A 22,782-nucleotide genomic window follows, 5' to 3' on the forward strand; every position below is an offset into this window, starting at 1 on the left:
GAGTTATCTCACCGCTCACTGCCAGAGTTGTAAATGTTCTGCTATGGGGCCAAGAGCCAGAGCAGGAATAAATGTGAGTGCACCGATCAGTAAAATAACCAGAATTAATAATCCGACGAAGAGGAAGCCTTGGGTCGGTAGGGTGCCACTGCTGATAGGTTGGCGTTTTTTGCTAATCATGGAGCCTGCGATAGCCAGAACAGGCAGAATGATGCCAAAACGTCCGAGAAACATAACCGTTCCCAATAACAGATTATAAAAGACGTTGTTGGCATTCAGGCCGGCAAAGGCACTGCCGTTGTTGTTGGCTGCGGATGAGAGAGCATAGAGTACCTCAGTAAAGCCATGAGCACCGGGGTTGGTAATAGCGCTCCGTCCGGCATCGGTTGAAATAGCCAGATCGGTTCCCAATAAGACCAACGAAGGGGTGACTAAAATTGCCAGTGCGACCATTTTCATATCATAGACATCGATTTTTTTGCCGAGGTATTCTGGTGCGCGGCCAATCATCAAGCCTGCAATAAATACGGCAAGCAGAGCGAATATCAATATGCCATAGAGGCCAGAGCCTACACCACCGAATATCACTTCACCGATTTGCATCAACCAGAGTGGCACCATGCCACCCAGTGCAGTGAAGGAGTCGTGCATTGAATTTACGGCACCACAGGAGGCCGCTGTGGTGACTACGCTATAAAGGGAGGAAGCAAGGATGCCAAAACGGGATTCTTTTCCTTCCATATTAAAATGGCTACTAATGTTGGTTTGTATGAAGTGGGGATTACCCGCGATTTCGGCGTACATCACAACACTCGTGGCGACAATAAAGACAATACTCATCGCCCAAAGTAAGGCATATCCCTGTCGATTATCTCCAACGACCAAACCGAATGCGAAACACAGCGCGCAGGGGATTAAGAAAATGGCCAGGACTTGTACAAAATTACTGAGTGAGGTTGGATTCTCAAATGGATGGGCAGAGTTTGCCCCAAAAAATCCACCACCATTTGTTCCCAAGAGTTTTATTGCTTCTTGAGAAGCAACAGGCCCCATGGGAAGCCATTGTTGTTGATCCTCAAGGGTGTGGACGAGGACATAGGGGGAAAAGTTTTGGATGACGCCTTGACTGACGAAGAACAAGGCAACGATGATCGCGAGTGGAAGCAAGAGATATAAAGTAATACGCGTAATATCGATCCACGCATTTCCCAATGTTTTAGTGCCTTGACGGGAAAATGCCCGCATTAAGGCAAAAGCCACTGAAATTCCTGTTGCCGCAGACAGAAAGTTTTGAACAGTTAACCCCGCCATTTGGCTCAGATAACTGAGGGTATTTTCTCCGCTGTAAGCTTGCCAATTGGTATTAGTGATAAAACTGATTGCGGTATTAAGTGCCAGATCCCATCTCATGCCAGCAAAATGCTGTGGATTCAGTGGCAAGTGTCCCTGACTTACCAGCAGGATAAACAGCAACAATAATCCTGCGATATTGAAGGTGAGGATGGCGAGGGCATATTGCCACCAGTTCATTTCTTTGATGTCGTTGCCGGGCTTTTGCAGACCACAGCAACGCCACAGGCTCGTTTCTGCTTTCGTTAGCCAGCGAGGTAATTCTCCTTCGACTAAACTGGCAATCAGATTACCGAGCGGCTTGCTCAATAAAAACAGAATGAGCAGGAAACTGGCAATCAGTAGAAAAGCGGAGGCTGCCATTTAGAAATCCTCCGCATTTAATAACGCATAAATCAGATAGCTCAGTAATAGCATCACCAGAAAAATGCCAATGATGGGGAATATAGTCACGGTGTTTCTCCTTGCTTATTTCTTTAAGAACTAGTCAGTTACAGCATAGGAATGACCATACAAAGAAGTTGTTAAAAGAGACCCTGAAAGCGTAAAAAAAGTATAAATGACAAGCGGAATTAATTGATAAGACGTTATTAAGGCAAGTGTAGCAAACTCTGGCGGGTTAATTTTTTGTTTTCAAATTGTTGGTTTTGTTTCTGTTTAGGTATTGTTTTTGTAATTAAATTACGTAATAAGAAAAAAAGGTGATTTATACCACTAAAAAGTGGTCGGATGAGTAGTAAGTTTTCATTTTATCAGGTAAAATTTTGTACATATTACAGGTTAAACCCATGAGGAGGGTACCAATGTCTATATATCGTGAATACTCTTGGCATCAGGTTCTCTTGCGGCGAATTGGCGCTATAGTACTGGGCGTCATTGCGCTTCCTGTCATGCTGTTTCGCCGTGATCGTGCCCGTTTTTACAGTTATCTGCATAAAGTATGGGTAAAAACCAGCGATAAGCCAGTATGGTTGGAAAGTTCAGAAATAGCCGCAGGTACTAGAAATCGCTAAGATCTTATTATGACGGAGCCTAATGGCACTTTTCCGTCTCTCAGGTTCCCATTCTTAGTGTTTTTTGTCTGATGGTATTTTGAATATAACATTTTGAATATGGTATTTTGACACCTTGCTAGTTTATTCTGGCGAGGTGTTTTGTTTTATATGCTATTAAGATGAAGACGTACATCTATACCAAAGATATTTCGGCTTGGAAGATGAAAGGTATCGGCAATTTGGCGAATGCATTGACTTAATTCATGGCAGGTATGTATTTTATGGTGAAAAAGTTAAGTGACAGGGGGAATGTGATGAACAATGTTGAATTGGAACATGTGCTCAATACGGAACTGAATATCCGTGAATTTCAAGACTATGCCCCCAATGGATTGCAAGTGGAAGGCCGTCCCCATGTTCAGCGGGTGGTTACAGGCGTGACAGCCAGTCAGGCATTGTTGGACGAAGCGGTTCGCCTAGAAGCGGATGCTGTTATCGTTCATCATGGATACTTTTGGAAGAATGAATCTCCCGTTATCCGTGGAATGAAGCGTCGCCGTTTGCAAACGCTGCTCTGTAATGATATCAACCTGTATGGTTATCATCTCCCGCTGGATGCTCATCCTACATTGGGCAACAATGTCCAATTGGCGCGCCAGATGGGCGTGAAGATCATAGGCAATATCGATTCTCTACTTCCTCATGGTGTTTTTGATCAGCCTATCACACCGGCAGAATTGACTGAGCGACTTGAAAAAAGATTGGGGCGCGGGATACTGCATTGCGGAGATAATGCGCCAGAAGAAATTCGTACACTGGCATGGTGTACCGGCGGCGGTCAGAGCTTTATTGAGCAGGCGGCTGAGTTTGGTGTTGATGCTTTTGTGACGGGAGAAGTATCAGAAAAGACGATCCATGTTGCCCGTGAGATGGGGCTGCATTTCTTTGCCGCTGGACATCATGCAACAGAGCGCTATGGTATCAAAGTGCTCGGTGAATGGCTGGCGAATCATCATGGGTTGGATGTGACTTTTATCGATATTTCTAACCCAGCTTGATGTTTTCGCTCGTTTGTCTGGCCCCCAAATTCTATTCCATTTAGGAATATTGGGGGCGTTTAAAACTGATTTATTTTTTTAAGGAAGGTGTTGTTGAGGAAAGTACTGTTGAGGAAAATATTAAAAGAACCACTGCGATCCCACAACAGATCAGCACGCTGCCCAATGCCTGGCTCCAGCCGGCTAATGCCAAACCAAGACCTAGCAGCAAATAGTAAAAGAGCCCCAGTAAAGCGCCAGCCGTACCCAACCGATCCCTATAGTGACTTAATGCAGATGCTAGAATATTAGGGATAGCAAGTCCGTAAGCGATAACCACTCCCAGCATAGGAAAAATAAATAGCCAGCTATTTTCGAGCAGATATACACCAATCCCACTCAATAAAATAATCAATGCGGCAAGGTTAATTAATTTGACGGATATCCACTGATTCTTTAATAGGTATTTGTTTAATAACGAGCCTAATCCGACGCCCAAAGTTAATAACAGGCCAGTATAACCAAACACTTCCTGTGATAATCCAAATTGCTCGAAACGAAATGGGGCCAATTGGTAATAGCTGAACAGACAAATATTGAAAAATGCGATCAGAAACGCATTTCGCCAAATCGAAATATCTTTGAACATCATGATTGCAGTGTCGAATAGCGCCACTTTTGTCACGTTAATAGGACGAGTTTCTGGCAATCGAGCAATAGACCAACAGGTCAGGAGGCCTGCCAGAATGGCTAGTCCAGTAAAGACCGCTTTATAGCCAGCAAAATAGTTTAATGTTGAGCCGCTGATCATGCCAATAGCAGGGCTGGCGGCTAAGGCAATGCCCATGATGGAAAAAACACGAGCCAATTCTTCACCACGATAAGCATCACGCATGATGGTCTGTGTGCCGACAGAGCCGACTGCTGCACCGAAAGCCGATAACATTCGGGCAACGAGTAATAACCAGAATTGTTGGGTTAACAATGTCAGCAGAGAAGCGAGTCCATAGAGTGAAAGACCGGCAATGATGGTCGGGCGTCTGCCAATCACATCACACATGCGTCCCCAGACGACGACACCGAAGGCAAAAGCAAAAAAATAGAGTGATAGTGTCTGAGCCGCCTGTTCTGAGCTGACAGAAAATCCACTGGCAATATTGGTTAATGCAGGACTATAGATGGTTTCTACGATCTGCGGAAACATCATCAATACGATGGTGAGCCAAAGAGAGGGTTTGGTTTGCATGATTTTGTCTTCTGATGATAAGTGAGTAATGGCTTGAAAGATTAGCATTCCGATTTATGTCTTTTTATGATAATAAAGACAATATATTTATATAACCGGACATTGGATGGCGGGAGTTAGCATGGCGTGGTTGCGGCAAAGTGATCATTTTGATCCTGACAGTTTGAATGTGCCTGTGATAGGGATCGCAGCAGAGATGGGGCAGCATGATTCTGGCGTCCATCAGCACGATATGGGGCAATTACTGTTTACCCGACGAGGTTGTATCAAGATTACACTGGAAAATAAGATCTCTATTTTGCCGCCAACCAGAGCGGCATGGATACCCCCCAAGACACAGCATCGTGCAGAAATGCGCGGTTCGGTGGGGTATCGTTCTATTTATCTGAATGTCTCTGAGACTGAATTGATTTCAGCGCAAAGTGAAGTACTGGAAACTACACCATTATTACAGGCGCTTTTGGAGCGCATTGCGATATCTTCTTTCAATTCTGATTGGTATCAGGGAAGGGGAGCACATTTGCTGGCTGTATTTTTTGATGAGATTCGTGAGGCGCGTAGGGAGCCAACTTTATTGCCGCTGCCTTTTGATCGGCGTTTAGCGCGTTTATCACTTGAACAATTACCGCCACCATTACACATGCTCACTACTTATATCGGTGCCAGTGAGAAAACCATTACTCGGATATTTCATCGTGAAACAGGAATGAATTATCAGCAGTGGCGGCAACAATGGCGATTGGTAAAGGCGATAGAGTTATTGGCACAGAATAAAACTTTATCCTATGTTGCACAGGAACTGGGTTTTGCCAATGATAGTGCGTTTGTGACGTTTTTCCGCAAAGCCATGGGAAAGCCACCAAGGGAGTATATGGTGGGCTCAGGGAGATGAAATCAAAATAATTAATTTGAACACCATGATTCTGGTAGGAAAACGGATTCGGAGTCAAAGTCGATGACAAGATCAACGCCTAAAGGCATGGTGAACATCGGGTGTGTATGACAACAATCAAAGTCTGCCAGAATAGGAATTTCTTTACCGTTTAGAACTTCTTTAAGAACATCCAGAGAGTTTCTTCCCGTCCCTTGATCATCAAACTGTTCATGTTTTCCAAGAATAACTTCTGAAACTCTATCAAAGATCCCACATAGCAGAAGGTGGGCAAAAGCACGTTCAACCTCATTTATCCCTTCGAAACAGTCTTCAGTTAGTAGAATATCACCCTGTTTAATTTCAGGCATATATTCACTTCCCCTGATTCCATAAAGGGTATTATCATGGCGGTCTCATATCCTTTTCGTTATTAAAACAATCATTGATATCTAACCATAAAAAACTACACCTCCGATGCTAGAATAAAAACCGACATGAGAGGTGCAGAAATACACTATTCACATTCTGAATAGTGTTATTGGACTGACTAAATTACTTCTTTAACTGACTTTTGAAATCGCGTTTGGTGTGGCCAGTATAAAGCTGACGTGGGCGTGCGATCCTCAAGCCGTCATCGTGCATTTCATTCCAGTGCGCAATCCAGCCAATAGTACGGGCAATGGCGAAAATCACGGTGAACATGGACGATGGAATGCCCATCGCTTTCAGGATAATCCCAGAATAGAAATCGACGTTCGGATACAGTTTCTTCTCAATAAAGTACGGATCGTTCAGAGCAATACGTTCCAGCTCCATCGCCACTTCCAGCAGGCTGTCATTCAAGCCAAGCTCATTCAATACTTCATGGCAGGTTTCACGCATCACTGTCGCGCGAGGATCGTAGTTTTTGTAAACACGGTGACCAAAGCCCATCAGGCGGAAAGAGTCGTTTTTATCTTTGGCGCGTGCGATGAATTCAGGAATGTGTTCGACGGTTTGGATCTCTTCCAGCATACGCAGACAGGCTTCGTTTGCACCACCATGTGCAGGCCCCCACAGGGATGCAATACCAGCGGCGATACAGGCAAATGGATTGGCACCGGAAGAACCCGCAGTACGTACCGTTGAAGTCGAAGCATTCTGTTCATGATCCGCATGCAGAATGAAAATGCGGTCCATGGCGCGTTCCAGCACTGGATTAACCTTATATTCTTCACAAGGTGTTGAGAACATCATGTGCAGGAAGTTAGCCGAATAAGAAAGATCGTTACGTGGATAAACGAAAGGCTGCCCAAGTGAATATTTGTAACACATCGCTGCCACGGTTGGCATTTTGGACAACAGGCGGTAAGCAGTGATTTCACGGTGGCGGGGATTATGGACATCCAGTGCATCATGATAGAAGGCAGCCAGCGCGCCTGTCACACCACAAAGTACAGCCATTGGGTGGGAATCCCGGCGGAAACCGTGGAACAGACGAGTGATCTGTTCGTGGATCATCGTGTGGCGAGTCACCGTTATTTTGAATTTTTCGTATTCTTCAGGTGTTGGCGGTTCGCCGTACAGTAGGATGTAACAGACTTCCAGATAGGTTGATTCCGTTGCAAGCTGATCGATGGGAAAACCACGGTGCAGCAAAATGCCTTCATCGCCATCAATATAGGTGATTTTCGACTCACAAGAGGCAGTGGAAGTAAAGCCAGGATCGTAGGTATAGAAGCCTTTTGAGCCAAGGGTACGAACGTCAATCACTTCAGAACCTAGGGTCGGCGTTAGTACGTCTAGTTCGATAGCAGCTGAACCATTTATGTCCAACGTAGCCTTTTTATCAGCCATTTACATCTCCTTAGCGCTTATTTTTGTAACCCATAACAACCAGCTAGGCGCAATTTATACTGTGCCGAAGGCATTGTGCTACCGGAGAGAATTTAAAATCAGGCTGGTATCACACTTAACGCTGAAATCTCATTACGGACGACAATGGTTTTCAGGTTGTTAAAAAGTTTCTGGGAGCTATATCTAAAGTATTATTAACATCAAATGTTACCATTTTGTGCTTAATACGATACTTTTTACATAACTCTATTTTTCATTAAGTTTACTTTTTCATCGAAAAACGACGACAAATAATATATAACGACATCTATGTAAGGTAAATGTTTAATCTTTGTCAAACAAGATAATGGTTTTTATGATAAATGTTTGAAGCGTGATCTTACTCACTGTTCAAGCTAAATGTTAATAATCATATTGTGTGGGAATTGTAATAACAATGTGAAGTACTTATACTTCCGTCAGGTCTCCGGATTACCCTGATGTAGGAGCACCCAGCGTAACCAAATCACAACTTTATGATGAACATGCAATAAGGATTGTTAATTTAATTATGTTGTGTCTTTGTATCCTCTTAGCGCTGTCTGATTCCCGCCCAGGACCGGAGGATGGAAAATAAAAAAAGCTTTGTGGGCAAAATTGTGAAAAAACAAAGACCTGTCAACCTTGATCTGCGGACGATTGACCAACCCGTTTCCGCGATAGCATCGATCTTGCACCGTATCTCAGGCGTCATCACCTTTATCGCAGTTGGTATTTTGCTGTGGTTGTTGGGTATGTCACTGTCTTCGCAGGAGGGATTCCTACAAGCATCTGAAATCATGACTGGCTTCTTCGCCAAATTTATCCTGTGGGGGATATTGACGGCGTTGGCTTACCACATCTGTGGGGGTATTCGCCATGTACTGATGGATTTTGGTTTCTTGGAAGAAAACCTCGCTACCGGTAGTGCGTCTGCCAAAGTAGCAATAGTGATCGCGGTTATTCTGTCTATTCTGGCTGGGGTACTATTATGGTAAGCAACGCATCCGCATTGGGTCGTACGGGTATTCAGGACTGGCTGCTACTACGTGCATCTGCAATTGTTATTGTTTTGTACGTCCTCTACCTCGTTGGGTTTGTTGCAACAACGTCGGATATTACCTATGAAGTCTGGCGTGGTTTCTTTTCTTCATCTCTCACTAAAGTGTTCACAGTGTTGGCACTGCTTTCTATTCTGGTGCACGCATGGATTGGCATGTGGCAGGTGCTGACAGATTATGTCAAGCCACTCGCACTGCGTCTGGTGCTGCAACTGGTGATTATTGTGGCGCTGTTGACTTATTTGATTTACGGAACAATTGTTGTGTGGGGTGCATAAATGAAATTGCCAGTAAGAGAATTTGACGCTGTTGTTATTGGTGCTGGTGGCGCAGGTATGCGTGCTGCACTGCAAATTTCACAAATGGGTTTATCCTGTGCCTTGATTTCCAAGGTGTTTCCAACTCGTTCTCATACTGTTTCAGCGCAGGGCGGAATTACCGTTGCTCTGGGCAATACCCATGACGATAACTGGGAATGGCATATGTATGATACGGTGAAAGGTTCCGATTATATCGGTGATCAAGATGCCATTGAATACATGTGTAAGACTGGCCCAGAAGCAATTTTGGAACTGGAACACATGGGGCTGCCATTCTCCCGTTTGGATGATGGCAGTATTTATCAACGTCCATTTGGTGGGCAATCCCGAAATTTTGGTGGCGAACAGGCTGCCCGCACTGCCGCTGCCGCTGACCGTACTGGTCATGCTTTACTGCATACTTTGTATCAGCAGAATTTGAAGAATCATACGACTATTTTCTCCGAGTGGTATTCATTGGATCTGGTCAAGAATCAGGATGGTGCGGTTGTTGGTTGTACTGCTATCTGCATTGAAACCGGTGAAGTGGTTTATTTCAAAGCCAAGGCAACCATTCTGGCAACTGGTGGTGCTGGTCGTATTTACCAATCTACAACCAATGCGCATATCAATACGGGTGATGGTGTTGGTATGGCGCTGCGTGCTGGTGTTCCTGTACAGGACATGGAAATGTGGCAATTCCACCCAACCGGTATTGCTGGTGCGGGCGTTCTGGTCACAGAGGGCTGCCGTGGTGAAGGTGGTTATCTGCTGAATAAAGATGGTGAGCGCTTCATGGAGCGTTATGCACCAAATGCTAAAGATCTTGCTGGGCGTGATGTAGTCGCACGTTCCATCATGATTGAAATCCGTGAAGGCCGTGGTTGTGATGGGCCATGGGGACCTCACGCGAAATTGAAACTGGATCATCTGGGCAAGGATGTATTGGAATCCCGTTTGCCGGGTATTCTCGAATTATCCCGTACTTTCGCTCACGTCGATCCGGTGAAAGAGCCGATTCCGGTTATTCCAACCTGCCACTATATGATGGGCGGTATTCCAACCAAGATCACCGGTCAGGCATTGACCGTCAACGAAAAAGGCGAAGACGTTGTGATTCCGGGCTTGTTTGCTGTGGGTGAAATTGCCTGTGTATCCGTTCACGGAGCAAACCGTCTCGGTGGTAACTCACTGCTCGATCTGGTGGTATTCGGTCGCTCCGCAGGTCTGCATTTGAAAGAGTGCCTGATGGAACAAGGAACCAGTTGTGATGCTAGCGAATCCGATGTTGATGTTGCACTGCAACGTCTGAATCGTTGGAATAACACCCGTTCAGGTGAAGATCCGGTTGAAATCCGCAAGGCCTTGCAATCCTGCATGCAGAATAACTTCTCAGTATTCCGCGAAGGTGAGGCTATGGCAAAAGGGCTGGAGGAGCTGAAAGTCATCCGTGAACGCCTGCAAAATGCCCGTCTGGATGATATTTCATCAGAATTCAATACCCAGCGCATCGAATGTCTGGAGTTGGATAACCTGATGGAAACCGCTTATTCGACTGCAGTTGCTGCGAATTTCCGCACAGAAAGCCGTGGTGCTCACAGCCGTTTTGACTATCCAGAGCGTGATGATGCCAACTGGCTGTGCCATAGCCTGTATTTACCGCAAACTGAGAGCATGACTCGTCGCGAAGTGAACATGCAGCCGACGCTGCGTGAAGCTTTCCCGCCGAAAGTGCGTTCTTACTAATTGCGTTGCTGATGTTCCAGTTGCGGAGAAATAGATTATGAAACTTGAATTCTCGATTTATCGTTATAATCCAGATGTAGACGTTGTACCCCGTATGCAGGACTACACGCTGGAAGCACAGGAAGGTCGTGACATGATGTTGCTGGATGCGCTCATCCAGTTAAAAGAGCAGGATCCAACTCTGGCATTCCGCCGTTCTTGTCGTGAGGGCGTGTGTGGTTCTGACGGCGTGAATATGAACGGTAAAAACGGTTTGGCATGTGTTACGCCAGTTTCAGCACTTCGTCGTGGCAATAAGAAGATTGTTATTCGTCCATTGCCTGGTTTGCCAGTGGTTCGCGATCTGGTTGTTGATATGGGGCAGTTCTACGCGCAATATGAGAAAATCCGTCCTTACCTGATTAATGACGGTAAAAACCCGCCAGCGCGTGAGCACCTGCAATTACCGGAACAGCGTGAAAAACTGGATGGCTTATATGAATGTATCTTGTGTGCCTGCTGCTCGACGTCTTGTCCGTCGTTCTGGTGGAACCCAGATAAATTTATTGGCCCAGCCGGGCTTTTGGCTGCATACCGTTTCTTGATTGACAGCCGTGATACTGAAACGTCTTCACGATTGGATAATCTGAATGATGCGTTCAGTGTTTTCCGCTGCCATGGGATCATGAACTGCGTCAGTGTGTGTCCTAAAGGGCTGAATCCGACAAAAGCGATTGGTCATATTAAATCTATGCTGCTGAAACACAGCGCATAGAATAAAGATATTTCGTGTATAAATAACGCATAAATCGCGTGTAAATAGTGCATATAATGTTGCCCTCCACATTTTTGAAATAAATATCGAACCGGTGGAGGGCGTAAAGAATGAAAAATGATAAATTGCCTACTGCAAAAGACGGCGTATGTTTCTAAATAAAGGAACCTTTAAAAACTGTTATTCAGTTTTTAAAGGTTCCTTGAAGGGTAGGAAAACCCAAATAGAGAACATGCATTAAGCACGTCCAAATGAACCTTTTATCAACACCGCTAATTAAGCGGTATTTGTTAACCACGGCGAAAACTAAAGCTTTTAAAGCTTAAGGGATCACAATGCAGAACGGCGCAATGAAGGACTGGCTGGACTCAAGCTTTCTGGCTGGTGCAAACCAGTCTTACATAGAGCAAATCTATGAAGACTATATAACCGATCCTAACTCTGTTGATGCAAGTTGGAGAGAAATCTTCCAACAATTACCGGATATAGGGCTTAGCGGGGAACAACTTCACTCACAGACACGTGATTACTTCCGTCGTCTGGCAAAGGACGCCACGCGTTACCACTCTTCAGTTAGCGATCCAGCAATGGATGCAAAACAAGTCAAAGTTTTGCAGCTCATCAACGCATTCCGCTTCCGCGGACATCAAAATGCAAACCTTGATCCATTGGGATTATGGAAACAGGAACCTGTACCCGATCTCGATCCTGTTTTCCATAATTTAACAAAAGCGGATTTTGAAGAAACGTTTAATGTGGGCTCTTTTGCCATTGGTAAAGAGACGATGAAATTGGCTGATCTGTATGACGCGCTGAAACGCATTTATTGCGGTTCAATTGGTGCGGAATATATGCATATCACCAATACAGAAGAAAAACGTTGGATTCAGCAACGCCTAGAATCTGTGGCAGTGAATTCACAGTTCTATGAGGAAGAAAAACATCGTTTCCTGAGAGAGTTAACGTCAGCTGAAGGGTTGGAGCGCTATTTAGGTGCTAAGTTCCCTGGGGCGAAACGTTTCTCTCTGGAAGGTAGTGACGCACTTATCCTTATGTTGAAAGAGTTGATCCGTCACGCTGGTAAACAAGATACTCGCGAAGTTGTTCTGGGAATGGCTCACCGTGGTCGTCTCAACGTTCTGGTCAATCTCTTGGGTAAAAAACCGTCTGACCTGTTCGACGAGTTTGCAGGTAAACACAAAGAACATCTTGGTACGGGTGATGTGAAATACCATCAAGGTTTCTCTTCTGATTTTGAAACCGAAGGCGGTTTGGTGCATCTGGCACTGGCCTTTAACCCGTCTCACCTTGAAATTGTCAGCCCTGTTGTTATCGGTTCAGTGCGTGCCCGCCGTGATCGCCTTGATGAAGGCCGCAGTAATATGGTTCTGCCAGTCACCATTCATGGTGATGCAGCAGTAACAGGACAGGGGATTGTTCAGGAAACACTGAATATGTCCCAGGCTCGCGGCTATGAAGTTGGCGGTACTGTTCGTATTGTGGTTAACAACCAGATTGGTTTCACCACTTCTAATCCGAAAGATTCTCGTTCAACACAATATTGTACTGATATTGTGAAGATGGTTCAGGCACCGATTTTCCATGTTAACGCGGATGATCCGGAAGCCGTTGCATTTGTTACCCGTCTGGCGCTTGATTTCCGTAATACCTTCAAACGTGACGTGATGATCGATCTGGTTTGCTACCGTCGCCACGGTCATAACGAAGCTGATGAGCCAAGTGCAACTCAGCCGCTGATGTACCAGCAAATCAAAAAACAGCCAACAGCACGCAAAATCTATGCAGATAAGCTGGTAGCGGAAGGTTTACTGGCTGCCAATGATATCACTGAGATGGTTAATCTGTATCGTGATGCCCTGGATCATGGTGAGTGTGTCGTTGATGAATGGCGTCCGATGGGGCTGCACTCATTCACATGGGAGCCGTACCTGAACCACGAATGGGATGAAGACTATCCACATAAAGTGGATATGAAACGTTTACAAGATCTTGGTAAGCGCATTAGTACCGTTCCTGCTGAAGTAGAAATGCATTCACGTGTTGCGAAAATCTACGGCGACCGTGCAGAAATGGCTAACGGCAATAAATTGTTTGACTGGGGTGGGGCGGAAACACTGGCTTACGCGACACTGGTTGATGAAGGTATTCCTGTACGTCTCTCCGGTGAAGACGCGGGTCGTGGTACTTTCTTCCACCGCCATGCCGTTGTTCATAATCAAACCAATGCTTCTGTTTATGTGCCTTTGGCAAATGTCCACAATGCTCAGGGTGTATTCAACGTATGGGACTCTGTACTTTCAGAGGAAGCGGTACTGGCGTTTGAATACGGTTATGCAACAACAGAACCTCGTGCCTTGACGATTTGGGAAGCCCAGTTTGGTGACTTTGCCAATGTGGCTCAGATTGTGATTGACCAATTCATCAGCTCCGGCGAACAGAAATGGGGCCGTATGTGTGGTCTGGTTATGCTGTTGCCGCATGGTTATGAAGGACAGGGACCAGAGCACTCATCGGCACGTCTGGAACGTTATCTGCAATTGTGCGCAGAGCAAAATATGCAGGTTTGCGTACCGTCGACTCCAGCTCAGGTTTATCACATGCTGCGCCGTCAGGCTCTGCGTGGTATGCGCCGTCCGCTCATCGTTATGTCACCTAAATCACTGCTACGTCATCCATTGGCTGTATCTAGTCTGGATGAATTGGCTAACGGTAAATTCGAGCCAGTGATTGGTGAAGTTGACGCTTTGGATCCAAAAGATGTCAAACGCGTTGTACTTTGTTCCGGTAAAGTTTATTACGATCTGCTGGAACAGCGTCGTAAGAATGAACAGGCCAATGTCGCTATCGTGCGTATTGAACAGCTGTATCCATTCCCACGGCAGCATTTGCAAACTCTGCTTGAGGAGTATGCCCATGTTCATGACTTCGTCTGGTGTCAGGAAGAGCCACTGAACCAAGGGGCTTGGTATTGCAGTCAACATAATTTCCGTGAAGTGATCCCATTTGGGGCTTCTTTACGTTATGCAGGTCGCCCAGCATCTGCTTCCCCGGCTGTGGGATATACGTCTGTTCACCAGCAGCAACAGAAAGCACTGGTTGATGACGCACTGAACGTTGAATAAATAAGGATAGAAAATGAGTAGCGTAGAAATTCTGGTTCCAGACCTTCCTGAATCTGTTGCAGATGCCACTGTTGCGACGTGGCATAAAAAACCAGGTGACACCATAGAGCGTGACGAAGTGCTGGTTGAAATTGAAACTGACAAAGTTGTTCTGGAAGTACCCGCAAGTGAAGCGGGTGTTCTGGAAGCTATTTTGGAAGAAGAGGGAGCCACTGTACTGTCCAGGCAACTGCTTGGCCGTATCCGTCTGGGTGACAGCACAGGCATGCCTGCTGACATAAAAGAAAAAACAGAAGCAACACCAGCGCAGCGCCAGACGGCTTCTTTAGAAGAAGAAAACAATGACGCACTGAGCCCAGCCGTTCGTCGTCTGATTGCAGAGCATGATTTAGATCCTGCTGCAATTAAAGGCAGTGGCGTTGGTGGACGTATTGTTCGCGAAGACGTAGAAAAATATATTGCTTCGAATAAAAAAGAGAGTGAGAAACCTGCGGCATCGGCATCTGCTGCACAGCCATCCTTACTACCACATCGCAGTGAAAAACGCGTTCCAATGACTCGTCTGCGCAAGCGTGTTGCAGAACGTCTGCTTGAAGCGAAAAACAATACAGCCATGTTGACGACTTTCAATGAAGTCAACATGAAGCCAATTCAAGAATTGCGTAAGCAGTACGGTGATGTGTTTGAAAAACGTCATGGTATGCGTTTGGGCTTCATGTCTTTCTATGTGAAGGCGGTGGTTGAAGCACTGAAACGCTATCCAGAAGTTAATGCTTCCATTGATGGTACTGACGTGGTTTACCACAACTATTTTGATATCAGCATTGCTGTATCTACACCACGTGGTCTGGTTACACCAGTATTGCGTGATGCAGATGCACTGAGCATGGCTGATATTGAGAAAAGCATCAGAGAGCTGGCTATTAAAGGCCGCGACGGTAAATTGACCGTTGAAGAACTCACTGGCGGTAATTTCACCATTACTAACGGCGGTGTTTTCGGCTCCCTGATGTCCACACCGATCATTAACCCACCGCAAAGTGCGATCCTTGGCATGCATGCCATTAAAGATCGTCCAATGGCAGTCAATGGTCAGGTTGAGATCCTCCCAATGATGTATCTGGCGTTGTCCTATGATCACCGTCTGGTTGACGGCCGCGAGTCTGTGGGCTTCTTGGTAACCATCAAAGAAATGCTGGAAGATCCAACACGTTTGTTGCTGGATGTATAGCATCACTACCGACGGAGAGTGTTGAACTCCGCCAAGTCTGAAGTAGTACGACGTTGATGTAAAAATGTATATGCAGGCCAGCCTTCGGGCTGGTCATATCCAGAGCAACAAAATAGAAGGTAATTTACCTTTCTTAGATCAAATTATGGATAGAACATCATGAATTTACACGAGTATCAGGCAAAACAACTTTTCGCACGGTATGGTTTACCAGCTCCTGCTGGCTATGCTTGTACCACTCCGCGCGAAGCAGAAGAAGCAGCATCCAAGATTGGTTCAGGCCCTTGGGTCGTTAAATGTCAGGTTCATGCAGGTGGCCGCGGTAAGGCTGGTGGCGTGAAAGTCGTCAACAGCAAGGAAGATATCCGTGCTTTTGCTGAACAATGGCTGGGTAAACGACTGGTAACTTACCAAACAGATGTACAGGGGCAGCCTGTTCATCAGATCTTGGTAGAAGGAGCAACCGATATTGCCAAGGAGCTGTATCTCGGTGCTGTTGTTGATCGTGGTACACGTCGTGTAGTATTCATGGCCTCTACTGAAGGTGGTGTCGAAATAGAAAAAGTGGCGGAAGAAACGCCCGAGCTGATTCATAAAGCAATTATCGACCCACTGACTGGCCCTATGCCGTACCAAGGCCGTGAATTAGCGTTTAAACTCGGTTTGACTGGTAAGCAGATTGGTCAATTTACCAAGATTTTCTTGGGATTGGCAAACCTGTTCCTGGAGCGTGATTTGGCTCTAGTTGAAATCAACCCGCTGGTTATTACTACTCAAGGTGATCTTATCTGCCTGGATGGGAAACTGAGTGCCGATGGCAACGCGATGTTCCGTCAGGCTGAACTGCGTGAAATGCACGATCCTTCACAGGAAGATCCACGTGAAGCTCAGGCTGCACAATGGGAACTGAACTATGTTGCGCTGGATGGCAACATTGGTTGTATGGTGAACGGTGCAGGTCTGGCAATGGGAACTATGGACATTGTCAAACTGCACGGCGGTGCACCGGCAAACTTCCTTGATGTGGGTGGTGGCGCGACAAAAGAGCGTGTTACCGAAGCATTCAAGATCATCTTGTCAGATGAAAATGTCAAAGCTGTTTTTGTAAATATCTTTGGTGGTATCGTCCGCTGTGACCTGATTGCTGACGGTATTATTGGTGCGGTAGAAGAAGTAGGAGTTAACGTACCAGTAGTCGTTCGTTTAGAAGGAAACAATGCTGAACTAGGCGCTAAAAAATTGGCAGACAGTGGTTTGAACATCATTGCAGCGACCAGTTTGACAGACGCAGCTAAACAGGCAGTAGCAGCAGCGGGGAATAAATAATGTCTATTTTAATCGATAAAAACACCAAAGTGATTTGTCAGGGTTTTACTGGTAGTCAAGGTACTTTCCACTCTGAACAGGCGATGGCTTACGGCACTCAAATGGTTGGTGGCGTTACACCGGGTAAAGGTGGTACTGAGCATTTGGGGCTGCCTGTATTCAATACCGTGCGTGAAGCGGTTGAAGCGACTGGTGCGACAGCTTCTGTCATTTATGTTCCAGCGCCATTCTGTAAAGATTCTATTCTGGAAGCGATTGATGCAGGTATTAAACTGATCATCACTATTACAGAAGGTATTCCGACGCTCGATATGCTGACAGTGAAGGTAAAACTGGATCAAGCGGGTGTTCGCATGATCGGCCCTAATTGTCCGGGAGTGATTACTCCTGGTGAATGTAAAATCGGTATCATGCCAGGCCACATTCACAAAGCGGGTAAAGTGGGGATTGTATCCCGTTCTGGTACATTGACCTATGAAGCGGTTAAGCAGACTACTGACACTGGGTTAGGGCAATCTACCTGTGTTGGTATCGGTGGTGATCCTATCCCGGGTTCAAACTTTATCGATATTCTGAAACTGTTCCAAGAAGATCCACAGACAGAAGCCATTGTTATGATTGGTGAAATCGGTGGTACAGCAGAAGAAGAAGCTGCCGCTTATATTAAAGAGCATGTGACTAAACCTGTTGTTGCTTATATTGCGGGTGTGACTGCACCTAAAGGTAAGCGAATGGGACATGCGGGAGCGATTATCGCAGGTGGTAAAGGGACAGCAGACGAGAAGTTTGCTGCATTGGAAGCCGCAGGTGTGAAAACTGTTCGCAGTCTTGCTGACATTGGCGATGCTGTAAAAGAGTTATTGGCATAACTAGTTTCAAAATAAGCTATTTTTATAGAAAAAGGCTACCTCAGGGTGGTCTTTTTATTTTTATTTGTAGCATTAACAGTAGGTTAGTTAATTTATAAGATGTGTTATTTTTAAATTTAATTTAACTGGATTTGGGAAATATTATTTATTTGATTAATTTAATTCTAAATATTGAAAAAAAATATATATTTTCAAGAATGAAAATGAAAAGTTAATTTTCTAATGCTTTTTACAGCAAAAAATATATTACAACTCATTACGAATAACAATTCATTAACACCCGATAAACCAGAATGAAATAATAGGTGCAAAGCTTAACAAAACAAAGAAAAAATTGATTAAAATCAATTTATTATACTGGAATGTATTCGCTAAACTTGATTAAATTGATCTAAGATACATAGATATTAGCCTGAGAACGTATGGCATTGTTGACCTATATTCAGAATTCTAAGCTGAGTCACGTAAAATCTATTTATTGTATGTAAATATAGGCGTAATATTATTGTGGTATATACTGAATTTTGCTTTAGTTAATAATTTATTATTGTGTTTGAGGCATTTATTGCTGGTAGTTACGAGACTTTCATTTCACGAAGTCGGGTTGCCGCAAGTCGGTGTCTTCCTGCTAGGAGCAAGGAGTCAAGATGTTTGATATTGTCGAACTGTCACGATTACAGTTTGCCTTAACTGCTATGTACCATTTTCTGTTCGTGCCATTAACGCTTGGTATGGCGTTTCTGCTTGCGATCATGGAAACGGTATATGTTCTTTCTGGCAAACAAATCTATAAAGATATGACAAAATTCTGGGGTAAGTTATTTGGTATTAACTTTGCTCTGGGTGTCGCAACGGGCTTGACCATGGAGTTCCAGTTCGGAACCAACTGGTCATATTTCTCACATTACGTTGGTGATATTTTCGGTGCGCCGCTGGCCATCGAAGGTCTGATGGCATTTTTCCTCGAATCCACATTCGTTGGTCTGTTTTTCTTCGGATGGGATCGCCTGAGTAAGAAACAACATTTGGCGGTTACCTGGCTGGTTGCATTAGGCTCTAACTTCTCTGCATTATGGATTCTGGTTGCGAATGGTTGGATGCAAAACCCGATTGCGTCTGATTTCAACTTTGAAACCATGCGAATGGAAATGGTGAGTTTCAGTGAATTGGTACTTAACCCAGTGGCTCAGGTGAAGTTCGTTCATACTGTTGCTGCCGGTTATGTTACAGGTGCCATTTTTGTATTGGGCATCAGCTCTTACTATCTGCTTAAAGGGCGCGATTTCGCGTTTGCCAAACGATCTTTTGCAATTGCTGCAAGTTTTGGTATGGCTGCAATACTGTCTGTCATTATTCTGGGTGATGAATCTGGATATGAAATGGGGGATGTGCAGAAAACCAAACTAGCTGCGATTGAAGCAGAATGGGAAACTCAGCCACCTCCGGCTTCATTCACGCTGATTGGTATTCCCGATCAGGACAAAATGGAAAACAAATACTCCATCCAAATTCCTTACGTTTTGGGGTTGATTGCCACTCGCTCTACAGATACGCCAGTTGTTGGTCTGCGTGATTTGATGGGGCAGCATGAGCAGCGTATCCGTAACGGTATCAAGGCATATGAATTACTGGAAGAGCTGCGTTCGGGAAATATTGATCCAAGTGTTCGCAGTGCATTCAATGAAAGCAAGAAAGATCTTGGCTACGGCATGCTCTTGAAACGTTATACCCAAAACGTAACCGATGCGACAGAAGAACAGATTAAAGCCGCAGCGAAAGATTCTATTCCACGTGTAGCACCGCTCTACTTTGCATTCCGCATCATGATTGCCTCAGGCTTTATTATGCTGCTGATCATCGGTCTGTCATTCCTGAGCGTTATTCGCAACCGTATCGGTCAACATAAATGGTTGTTGCGTGCTGCACTGTTCAGCATTCCATTACCGTGGATTGCTATTGAATCCGGATGGTTCGTTGCAGAATATGGCCGTCAGCCTTGGGCAATTGGTGAAGTTCTGCCAACCGCTGTTGCTACTTCAACACGCAGTGTGGGCGATCTCATTTTCTCAATGGTACTGATTTGTGGTCTGTACACCTTGTTCTTGATCGCAGAGATGTTTTTGATGTTCAAATTTGCCCGTCTTGGCCCAAGCAGCCTCAAGACAGGACGCTACCACTTTGAACAGAAAATAGCTTCTTCAGCGAACAATATTGAGTAAGCAGGAGTCCACTTATGCTTGATTATGACGTACTACGATTTATATGGTGGCTGCTGATTGGTGTGTTACTGATCGGTTTCGCAGTGACTGATGGTTTCGACATGGGGGTAGGTATCCTGCTGCGAATCATTGGTAAAAATGATACCGAACGTCGCATCATGATTAACTCAGTTGCCCCACATTGGGATGGTAACCAAGTTTGGTTAATTACCGCAGGTGGTGCCCTGTTTGCTGCATGGCCAATGGTATACGCTGCTGCATTCTCTGGCTTCTATGTGGCAATGATCCTAGTATTGGCCGCGTTATTTTTCCGCCCGATTGGTTTTGATTATCGCTCAAAACTGGAAAGCAGCAAATGGCGTAGCATGTGGGACTGGGGGCTGGTTATCGGTAGTTTCGTTCCTGCTCTGGTTATCGGTGTTGCATTTGGTAACTTGCTGCAAGGTGTACCGCTAGCGATGGACTCCTACCTGCGTGTTTCCTATGAGGGCTCGTTCTTCGGCTTGCTGAATCCTTATGGCTTGCTGGCTGGTGTGATTAGCCTGATGATGATCGTGACACAGGGTGCAACTTATCTGCAAATGCGTACAACTGGCGAATTGCATCTGCGTTCCCGTACCGCAACTCATGTTTGTGCAGCGATAACGGCAGTTGCATTCTTACTTGCAGGAATATGGCTGATTTATGGCATTGACGGTTATGCGGTAACAGGCGGCCTGAATGTGAATGCACCATCTAACCCGCTGCATAAAGAAGTTGTTCAGCAGGCAGGCGCGTGGCTGACTAACTTCAATAACTATCCGATTCTGTGGGTAATACCAGCACTGGGTGTGCTTCTCCCTCTGCTAACTATGCTAGCAACTCGGATGGATAAAGGGGCTTGGGCATTCCTGTTCTCGTCATTGACGGTAGCTTGCATTATTCTGACTTCAGGTGTTGCTATGTTCCCATTTGTGATGCCATCAAGCCTTGATCCTAATGTCAGCTTGACTATGTGGGATGCAACATCCAGTCAGTGGACGTTGCAAGTCATGTTAGTTGTTGCACTTATCTTCGTTCCTATCGTGCTGTCTTACACCATCTGGTGTTACTACAAAACCTTTGGGCGTTTGGATAAGAACTACATTGAAAACAACAAAAACTCATTGTACTAAGGAGCATCGGCATGTGGTATTTTGCTTGGATTCTCGGAACGCTCTTAGCTTGTAGTTTCGCTGTCATTGCAGCCTTGGCACTTGAGCATAACGAATCACAAAAAGCGATTGAGAGTGACGAAAATAATGTTGGCTGATAAATGCTACCAACTTATGGATAAGGGCCTATTGAGGGCCCTTATCCTCATCATAGCTTTGGTGCTTGCTTCATGTGTGTTCTGGGACCCGGCGCGTTTTGCTGCCAATACCAGCTCACTACCAATATGGCAAGGTATCTTATTGATCTGGGCGGTTTGTTCTGGCGTCACTTTTGGTGTCGGATTTCATCCTAAACGTATTATCTGGCATCTATTTTTTCATCCATTACCTGCATTTTTCATTCTTCTTTTTGGCTTATATCATTTCTTTAAGTAAACTAATTATAATTTTATAGGTTGTTAGCCTATAAAATTTTTTTACTGACAAGTCATTCCAAAGCGCTATTGTCTTAAGTATAGTGACAGCGTCAATTCGCCTAATTAGGATTATATGAGTAATATGTTGTTCCGTTGGCCTATCCGTGTTTACTACGAAGACACAGATGCTAGTGGTGTGGTCTATCACGCCCGATATTTGGTCTTTTACGAAAGAGCTCGTACAGAGATGTTGCGTGACAAGGGTTTCCACCAACAGTATATGCTAGATGAGCAAGTTGGCTTTGTTGTTAGCCGCATGACTATTGACTATCGGAAACCAGCAAAACTGGATGATCAGCTGTTTGTTGAAAGCGAGATTACGAATATCCGTGGCGCTTCACTGACATTTATTCAACAAATTGTTGATTGCAATGGTGTAGTTGTCAGCAGCGCAGAATGTTTGGTTGTCTGCGTAAATTCATCTCAAATGAAGCCTATTGCGCTTCCAAAGTCTATTGTCGCGGAGTTTAAGCAGTGACTGACATGAACATCCTTGATTTATTTCTTAAGGCAGGCTTCTTAGTGCAGCTGATCATGTTGATTTTGATCGGCTTTTCTATCGTCTCCTGGGCAATCATTATTCAACGAACAAAGATCCTTAATGCTGCAAGCCGTGAGGCGGAAGCATTTGAAGATAAATTTTGGTCGGGTATTGAATTATCTCGTCTTTATAAAGAAAGTCAGTCACGCCGTGATTCGTTAAGTGGTACTGAACAGATTTTCCATTCTGGTTTTAAAGAATTTGCTCGTTTGCATCAGGCAAATAGCCACGCACCAGAGGCCGTTATCACAGGGGCTGCCCGTGCCATGCGCATCTCACTGAATCGTGAACTAGAAACATTGGAAAATCACATTCCGTTTCTGGGAACTGTGGGTTCCATCAGCCCTTATATTGGGCTGTTTGGCACGGTTTGGGGAATTATGCATGCCTTTATCGCCTTGGGAGCCGTAAAGCAGGCAACTTTGCAAATGGTTGCCCCCGGTATTGCAGAAGCTCTGATTGCAACAGCGATCGGCCTGTTTGCTGCAATTCCTGCGGTGATGGCCTATAACCGTCTGACCCAGCGCGTCAACAAACTAGAACAAATCTACGATAACTTTATGGAAGAATTTTTGGCCATTCTGCATCGTCAGGCTTTTGCTTCCAATACTAATAAGTCGTAATAAAT

22 protein-coding genes are annotated in these 22,782 nt (G+C 45.1%); 17 read left to right on the plus strand and 5 right to left on the minus strand.

All coding sequences use genetic code 11. From position 1 onward, the window contains the following. Positions 1-15 precede the first annotated feature (15 nt). On the minus strand, positions 16-1,713 hold the full coding sequence (kdpA, locus tag H8A87_RS14390; protein ID WP_198690638.1) for a potassium-transporting ATPase subunit KdpA: 1,698 nt from the start codon (positions 1,711-1,713) through the stop codon (positions 16-18). Beyond that, the gene (kdpF, locus tag H8A87_RS19955; protein ID WP_198690639.1) at positions 1,714-1,803 is read right to left on the minus strand and encodes a K(+)-transporting ATPase subunit F; all 90 of its coding nucleotides are present in this window, start codon (positions 1,801-1,803) and stop codon (positions 1,714-1,716) included. Positions 1,804-2,153: 350 nt separating this feature from the next. Here kdpF and H8A87_RS14400 point away from each other — a divergent pair, with 350 nt between their 5' ends. Together H8A87_RS14400 and H8A87_RS14405 are read left to right on the plus strand one after the other, a co-directional pair. After that, positions 2,154-2,363: a YbfA family protein gene (locus H8A87_RS14400; protein ID WP_198690640.1), complete on the plus strand. Its 210-nt coding sequence runs from the start codon at positions 2,154-2,156 to the stop codon at positions 2,361-2,363. Positions 2,364-2,659: 296 nt separating this feature from the next. Further along, entirely contained in the window at positions 2,660-3,403 is a 744-nt protein-coding gene (locus tag H8A87_RS14405) for a type 2 GTP cyclohydrolase I (RefSeq protein WP_198690641.1), read from the plus strand. A gap of 70 nt (positions 3,404-3,473) precedes the next feature. On the opposite strand, the gene H8A87_RS14410 is transcribed toward H8A87_RS14405, so the two are convergent. Next, positions 3,474-4,628 (minus strand): MFS transporter, encoded by a 1,155-nt coding sequence (locus H8A87_RS14410; protein WP_198690642.1) that lies wholly within the window; start codon positions 4,626-4,628, stop codon positions 3,474-3,476. Positions 4,629-4,749: 121 nt separating this feature from the next. Here H8A87_RS14410 and H8A87_RS14415 point away from each other — a divergent pair, with 121 nt between their 5' ends. Continuing rightward, positions 4,750-5,520 carry an AraC family transcriptional regulator gene (locus H8A87_RS14415; protein ID WP_198690643.1) on the plus strand — a complete coding sequence of 257 codons (771 nt, stop codon included), beginning with the start codon at positions 4,750-4,752 and terminating at the stop codon, positions 5,518-5,520. Positions 5,521-5,531: 11 nt separating this feature from the next. Here the strand turns inward: H8A87_RS14415 and H8A87_RS14420 are convergent, their stop codons facing one another. Together H8A87_RS14420 and H8A87_RS14425 are read right to left on the minus strand one after the other, a co-directional pair. Beyond that, positions 5,532-5,888, minus strand: coding sequence for a S66 peptidase family protein (locus H8A87_RS14420; protein ID WP_332460378.1), 357 nt, complete (start codon positions 5,886-5,888; stop codon positions 5,532-5,534). 166 nt (positions 5,889-6,054) lie between these two features. Further along, positions 6,055-7,338 (minus strand): citrate synthase, encoded by a 1,284-nt coding sequence (locus tag H8A87_RS14425; RefSeq protein WP_198690645.1) that lies wholly within the window; start codon positions 7,336-7,338, stop codon positions 6,055-6,057. A 626-nt stretch (positions 7,339-7,964) separates the two neighbouring features. Here H8A87_RS14425 and sdhC point away from each other — a divergent pair. The 14 genes from sdhC (at position 7,965) to tolQ (ending at position 22,777) form a co-directional block, all read left to right on the plus strand. Next, complete coding sequence (gene sdhC, locus H8A87_RS14430; protein ID WP_198690666.1) at positions 7,965-8,354, plus strand: succinate dehydrogenase cytochrome b556 subunit; 390 nt, start codon at positions 7,965-7,967, stop codon at positions 8,352-8,354. Further along, positions 8,348-8,695, plus strand: a complete 348-nt coding sequence (gene sdhD / locus H8A87_RS14435; protein WP_198690646.1) for a succinate dehydrogenase membrane anchor subunit — start codon at positions 8,348-8,350, stop codon at positions 8,693-8,695. The genes sdhC and sdhD overlap by 7 nt, the downstream gene beginning before the upstream one ends. Next, the gene (gene sdhA / locus H8A87_RS14440) at positions 8,696-10,462 is read left to right on the plus strand and encodes a succinate dehydrogenase flavoprotein subunit (protein ID WP_198690647.1); all 1,767 of its coding nucleotides are present in this window, start codon (positions 8,696-8,698) and stop codon (positions 10,460-10,462) included. 37 nt (positions 10,463-10,499) lie between these two features. Continuing rightward, positions 10,500-11,216, plus strand: coding sequence for a succinate dehydrogenase iron-sulfur subunit (locus tag H8A87_RS14445; protein WP_198690648.1), 717 nt, complete (start codon positions 10,500-10,502; stop codon positions 11,214-11,216). Between the two features lie 335 nt (positions 11,217-11,551). Further along, positions 11,552-14,359, plus strand: a complete 2,808-nt coding sequence (gene sucA / locus H8A87_RS14450) for a 2-oxoglutarate dehydrogenase E1 component (RefSeq protein ID WP_198690649.1) — start codon at positions 11,552-11,554, stop codon at positions 14,357-14,359. Positions 14,360-14,372: 13 nt separating this feature from the next. Continuing rightward, positions 14,373-15,590, plus strand: a complete 1,218-nt coding sequence (odhB, locus tag H8A87_RS14455) for a 2-oxoglutarate dehydrogenase complex dihydrolipoyllysine-residue succinyltransferase (protein ID WP_198690650.1) — start codon at positions 14,373-14,375, stop codon at positions 15,588-15,590. 159 nt (positions 15,591-15,749) lie between these two features. Further along, positions 15,750-16,916 (plus strand): ADP-forming succinate--CoA ligase subunit beta, encoded by a 1,167-nt coding sequence (gene sucC, locus H8A87_RS14460; protein ID WP_198690651.1) that lies wholly within the window; start codon positions 15,750-15,752, stop codon positions 16,914-16,916. Beyond that, positions 16,916-17,785 (plus strand): succinate--CoA ligase subunit alpha, encoded by an 870-nt coding sequence (gene sucD / locus H8A87_RS14465; protein WP_198690652.1) that lies wholly within the window; start codon positions 16,916-16,918, stop codon positions 17,783-17,785. The genes sucC and sucD overlap by 1 nt, the downstream gene beginning before the upstream one ends. Before the next feature lie 647 nt (positions 17,786-18,432). Beyond that, positions 18,433-20,004 (plus strand): cytochrome ubiquinol oxidase subunit I, encoded by a 1,572-nt coding sequence (cydA, locus tag H8A87_RS14470; protein ID WP_198690653.1) that lies wholly within the window; start codon positions 18,433-18,435, stop codon positions 20,002-20,004. A gap of 14 nt (positions 20,005-20,018) precedes the next feature. Continuing rightward, positions 20,019-21,158 (plus strand): cytochrome d ubiquinol oxidase subunit II, encoded by a 1,140-nt coding sequence (gene cydB, locus H8A87_RS14475; RefSeq protein ID WP_198690654.1) that lies wholly within the window; start codon positions 20,019-20,021, stop codon positions 21,156-21,158. A gap of 11 nt (positions 21,159-21,169) precedes the next feature. Next, the gene (gene cydX, locus H8A87_RS14480; RefSeq protein WP_198690655.1) at positions 21,170-21,295 is read left to right on the plus strand and encodes a cytochrome bd-I oxidase subunit CydX; all 126 of its coding nucleotides are present in this window, start codon (positions 21,170-21,172) and stop codon (positions 21,293-21,295) included. Beyond that, a complete protein-coding gene (ybgE, locus tag H8A87_RS14485; RefSeq protein ID WP_198690656.1) occupies positions 21,285-21,572 on the plus strand; it encodes a cyd operon protein YbgE in 288 nt (95 codons plus the stop codon). The genes cydX and ybgE overlap by 11 nt, the downstream gene beginning before the upstream one ends. A gap of 114 nt (positions 21,573-21,686) precedes the next feature. Beyond that, positions 21,687-22,091: a tol-pal system-associated acyl-CoA thioesterase gene (gene ybgC / locus H8A87_RS14490; RefSeq protein WP_198690657.1), complete on the plus strand. Its 405-nt coding sequence runs from the start codon at positions 21,687-21,689 to the stop codon at positions 22,089-22,091. After that, entirely contained in the window at positions 22,088-22,777 is a 690-nt protein-coding gene (gene tolQ / locus H8A87_RS14495) for a Tol-Pal system protein TolQ (RefSeq protein WP_198690658.1), read from the plus strand. The genes ybgC and tolQ overlap by 4 nt, the downstream gene beginning before the upstream one ends. Positions 22,778-22,782: the final 5 nt, after the last annotated feature.

It is taken from the genome of Xenorhabdus lircayensis (assembly GCF_016306625.1).
In the GTDB taxonomy this organism is placed as follows: Bacteria; Pseudomonadota; Gammaproteobacteria; order Enterobacterales; family Enterobacteriaceae; genus Xenorhabdus; species Xenorhabdus lircayensis.

What these genes read in the sequence shown, in the direction of transcription:
- sucD (WP_198690652.1), top strand. Translation starts at nt 16,916, where the DNA reads ATGTCTATTTTAATCGATAAAAACACCAAAGTGATTTGTCAGGGTTTT.
- sucC (WP_198690651.1), top strand. Translation starts at nt 15,750, where the DNA reads ATGAATTTACACGAGTATCAGGCAAAACAACTTTTCGCACGGTATGGT.
- sucA (WP_198690649.1), top strand. Translation starts at nt 11,552, where the DNA reads ATGCAGAACGGCGCAATGAAGGACTGGCTGGACTCAAGCTTTCTGGCT.
- H8A87_RS14425 (WP_198690645.1), bottom strand. Translation starts at nt 7,338, where the DNA reads ATGGCTGATAAAAAGGCTACGTTGGACATAAATGGTTCAGCTGCTATC.
- sdhD (WP_198690646.1), top strand. Translation starts at nt 8,348, where the DNA reads ATGGTAAGCAACGCATCCGCATTGGGTCGTACGGGTATTCAGGACTGG.
- sdhA (WP_198690647.1), top strand. Translation starts at nt 8,696, where the DNA reads ATGAAATTGCCAGTAAGAGAATTTGACGCTGTTGTTATTGGTGCTGGT.
- cydA (WP_198690653.1), top strand. Translation starts at nt 18,433, where the DNA reads ATGTTTGATATTGTCGAACTGTCACGATTACAGTTTGCCTTAACTGCT.
- odhB (WP_198690650.1), top strand. Translation starts at nt 14,373, where the DNA reads ATGAGTAGCGTAGAAATTCTGGTTCCAGACCTTCCTGAATCTGTTGCA.
- ybgE (WP_198690656.1), top strand. Translation starts at nt 21,285, where the DNA reads ATGTTGGCTGATAAATGCTACCAACTTATGGATAAGGGCCTATTGAGG.
- H8A87_RS14405 (WP_198690641.1), top strand. Translation starts at nt 2,660, where the DNA reads ATGAACAATGTTGAATTGGAACATGTGCTCAATACGGAACTGAATATC.
- cydX (WP_198690655.1), top strand. Translation starts at nt 21,170, where the DNA reads ATGTGGTATTTTGCTTGGATTCTCGGAACGCTCTTAGCTTGTAGTTTC.
- H8A87_RS14445 (WP_198690648.1), top strand. Translation starts at nt 10,500, where the DNA reads ATGAAACTTGAATTCTCGATTTATCGTTATAATCCAGATGTAGACGTT.
- cydB (WP_198690654.1), top strand. Translation starts at nt 20,019, where the DNA reads ATGCTTGATTATGACGTACTACGATTTATATGGTGGCTGCTGATTGGT.
- H8A87_RS14415 (WP_198690643.1), top strand. Translation starts at nt 4,750, where the DNA reads ATGGCGTGGTTGCGGCAAAGTGATCATTTTGATCCTGACAGTTTGAAT.
- H8A87_RS14400 (WP_198690640.1), top strand. Translation starts at nt 2,154, where the DNA reads ATGTCTATATATCGTGAATACTCTTGGCATCAGGTTCTCTTGCGGCGA.
- ybgC (WP_198690657.1), top strand. Translation starts at nt 21,687, where the DNA reads ATGAGTAATATGTTGTTCCGTTGGCCTATCCGTGTTTACTACGAAGAC.
- kdpA (WP_198690638.1), bottom strand. Translation starts at nt 1,713, where the DNA reads ATGGCAGCCTCCGCTTTTCTACTGATTGCCAGTTTCCTGCTCATTCTG.
- H8A87_RS14410 (WP_198690642.1), bottom strand. Translation starts at nt 4,628, where the DNA reads ATGCAAACCAAACCCTCTCTTTGGCTCACCATCGTATTGATGATGTTT.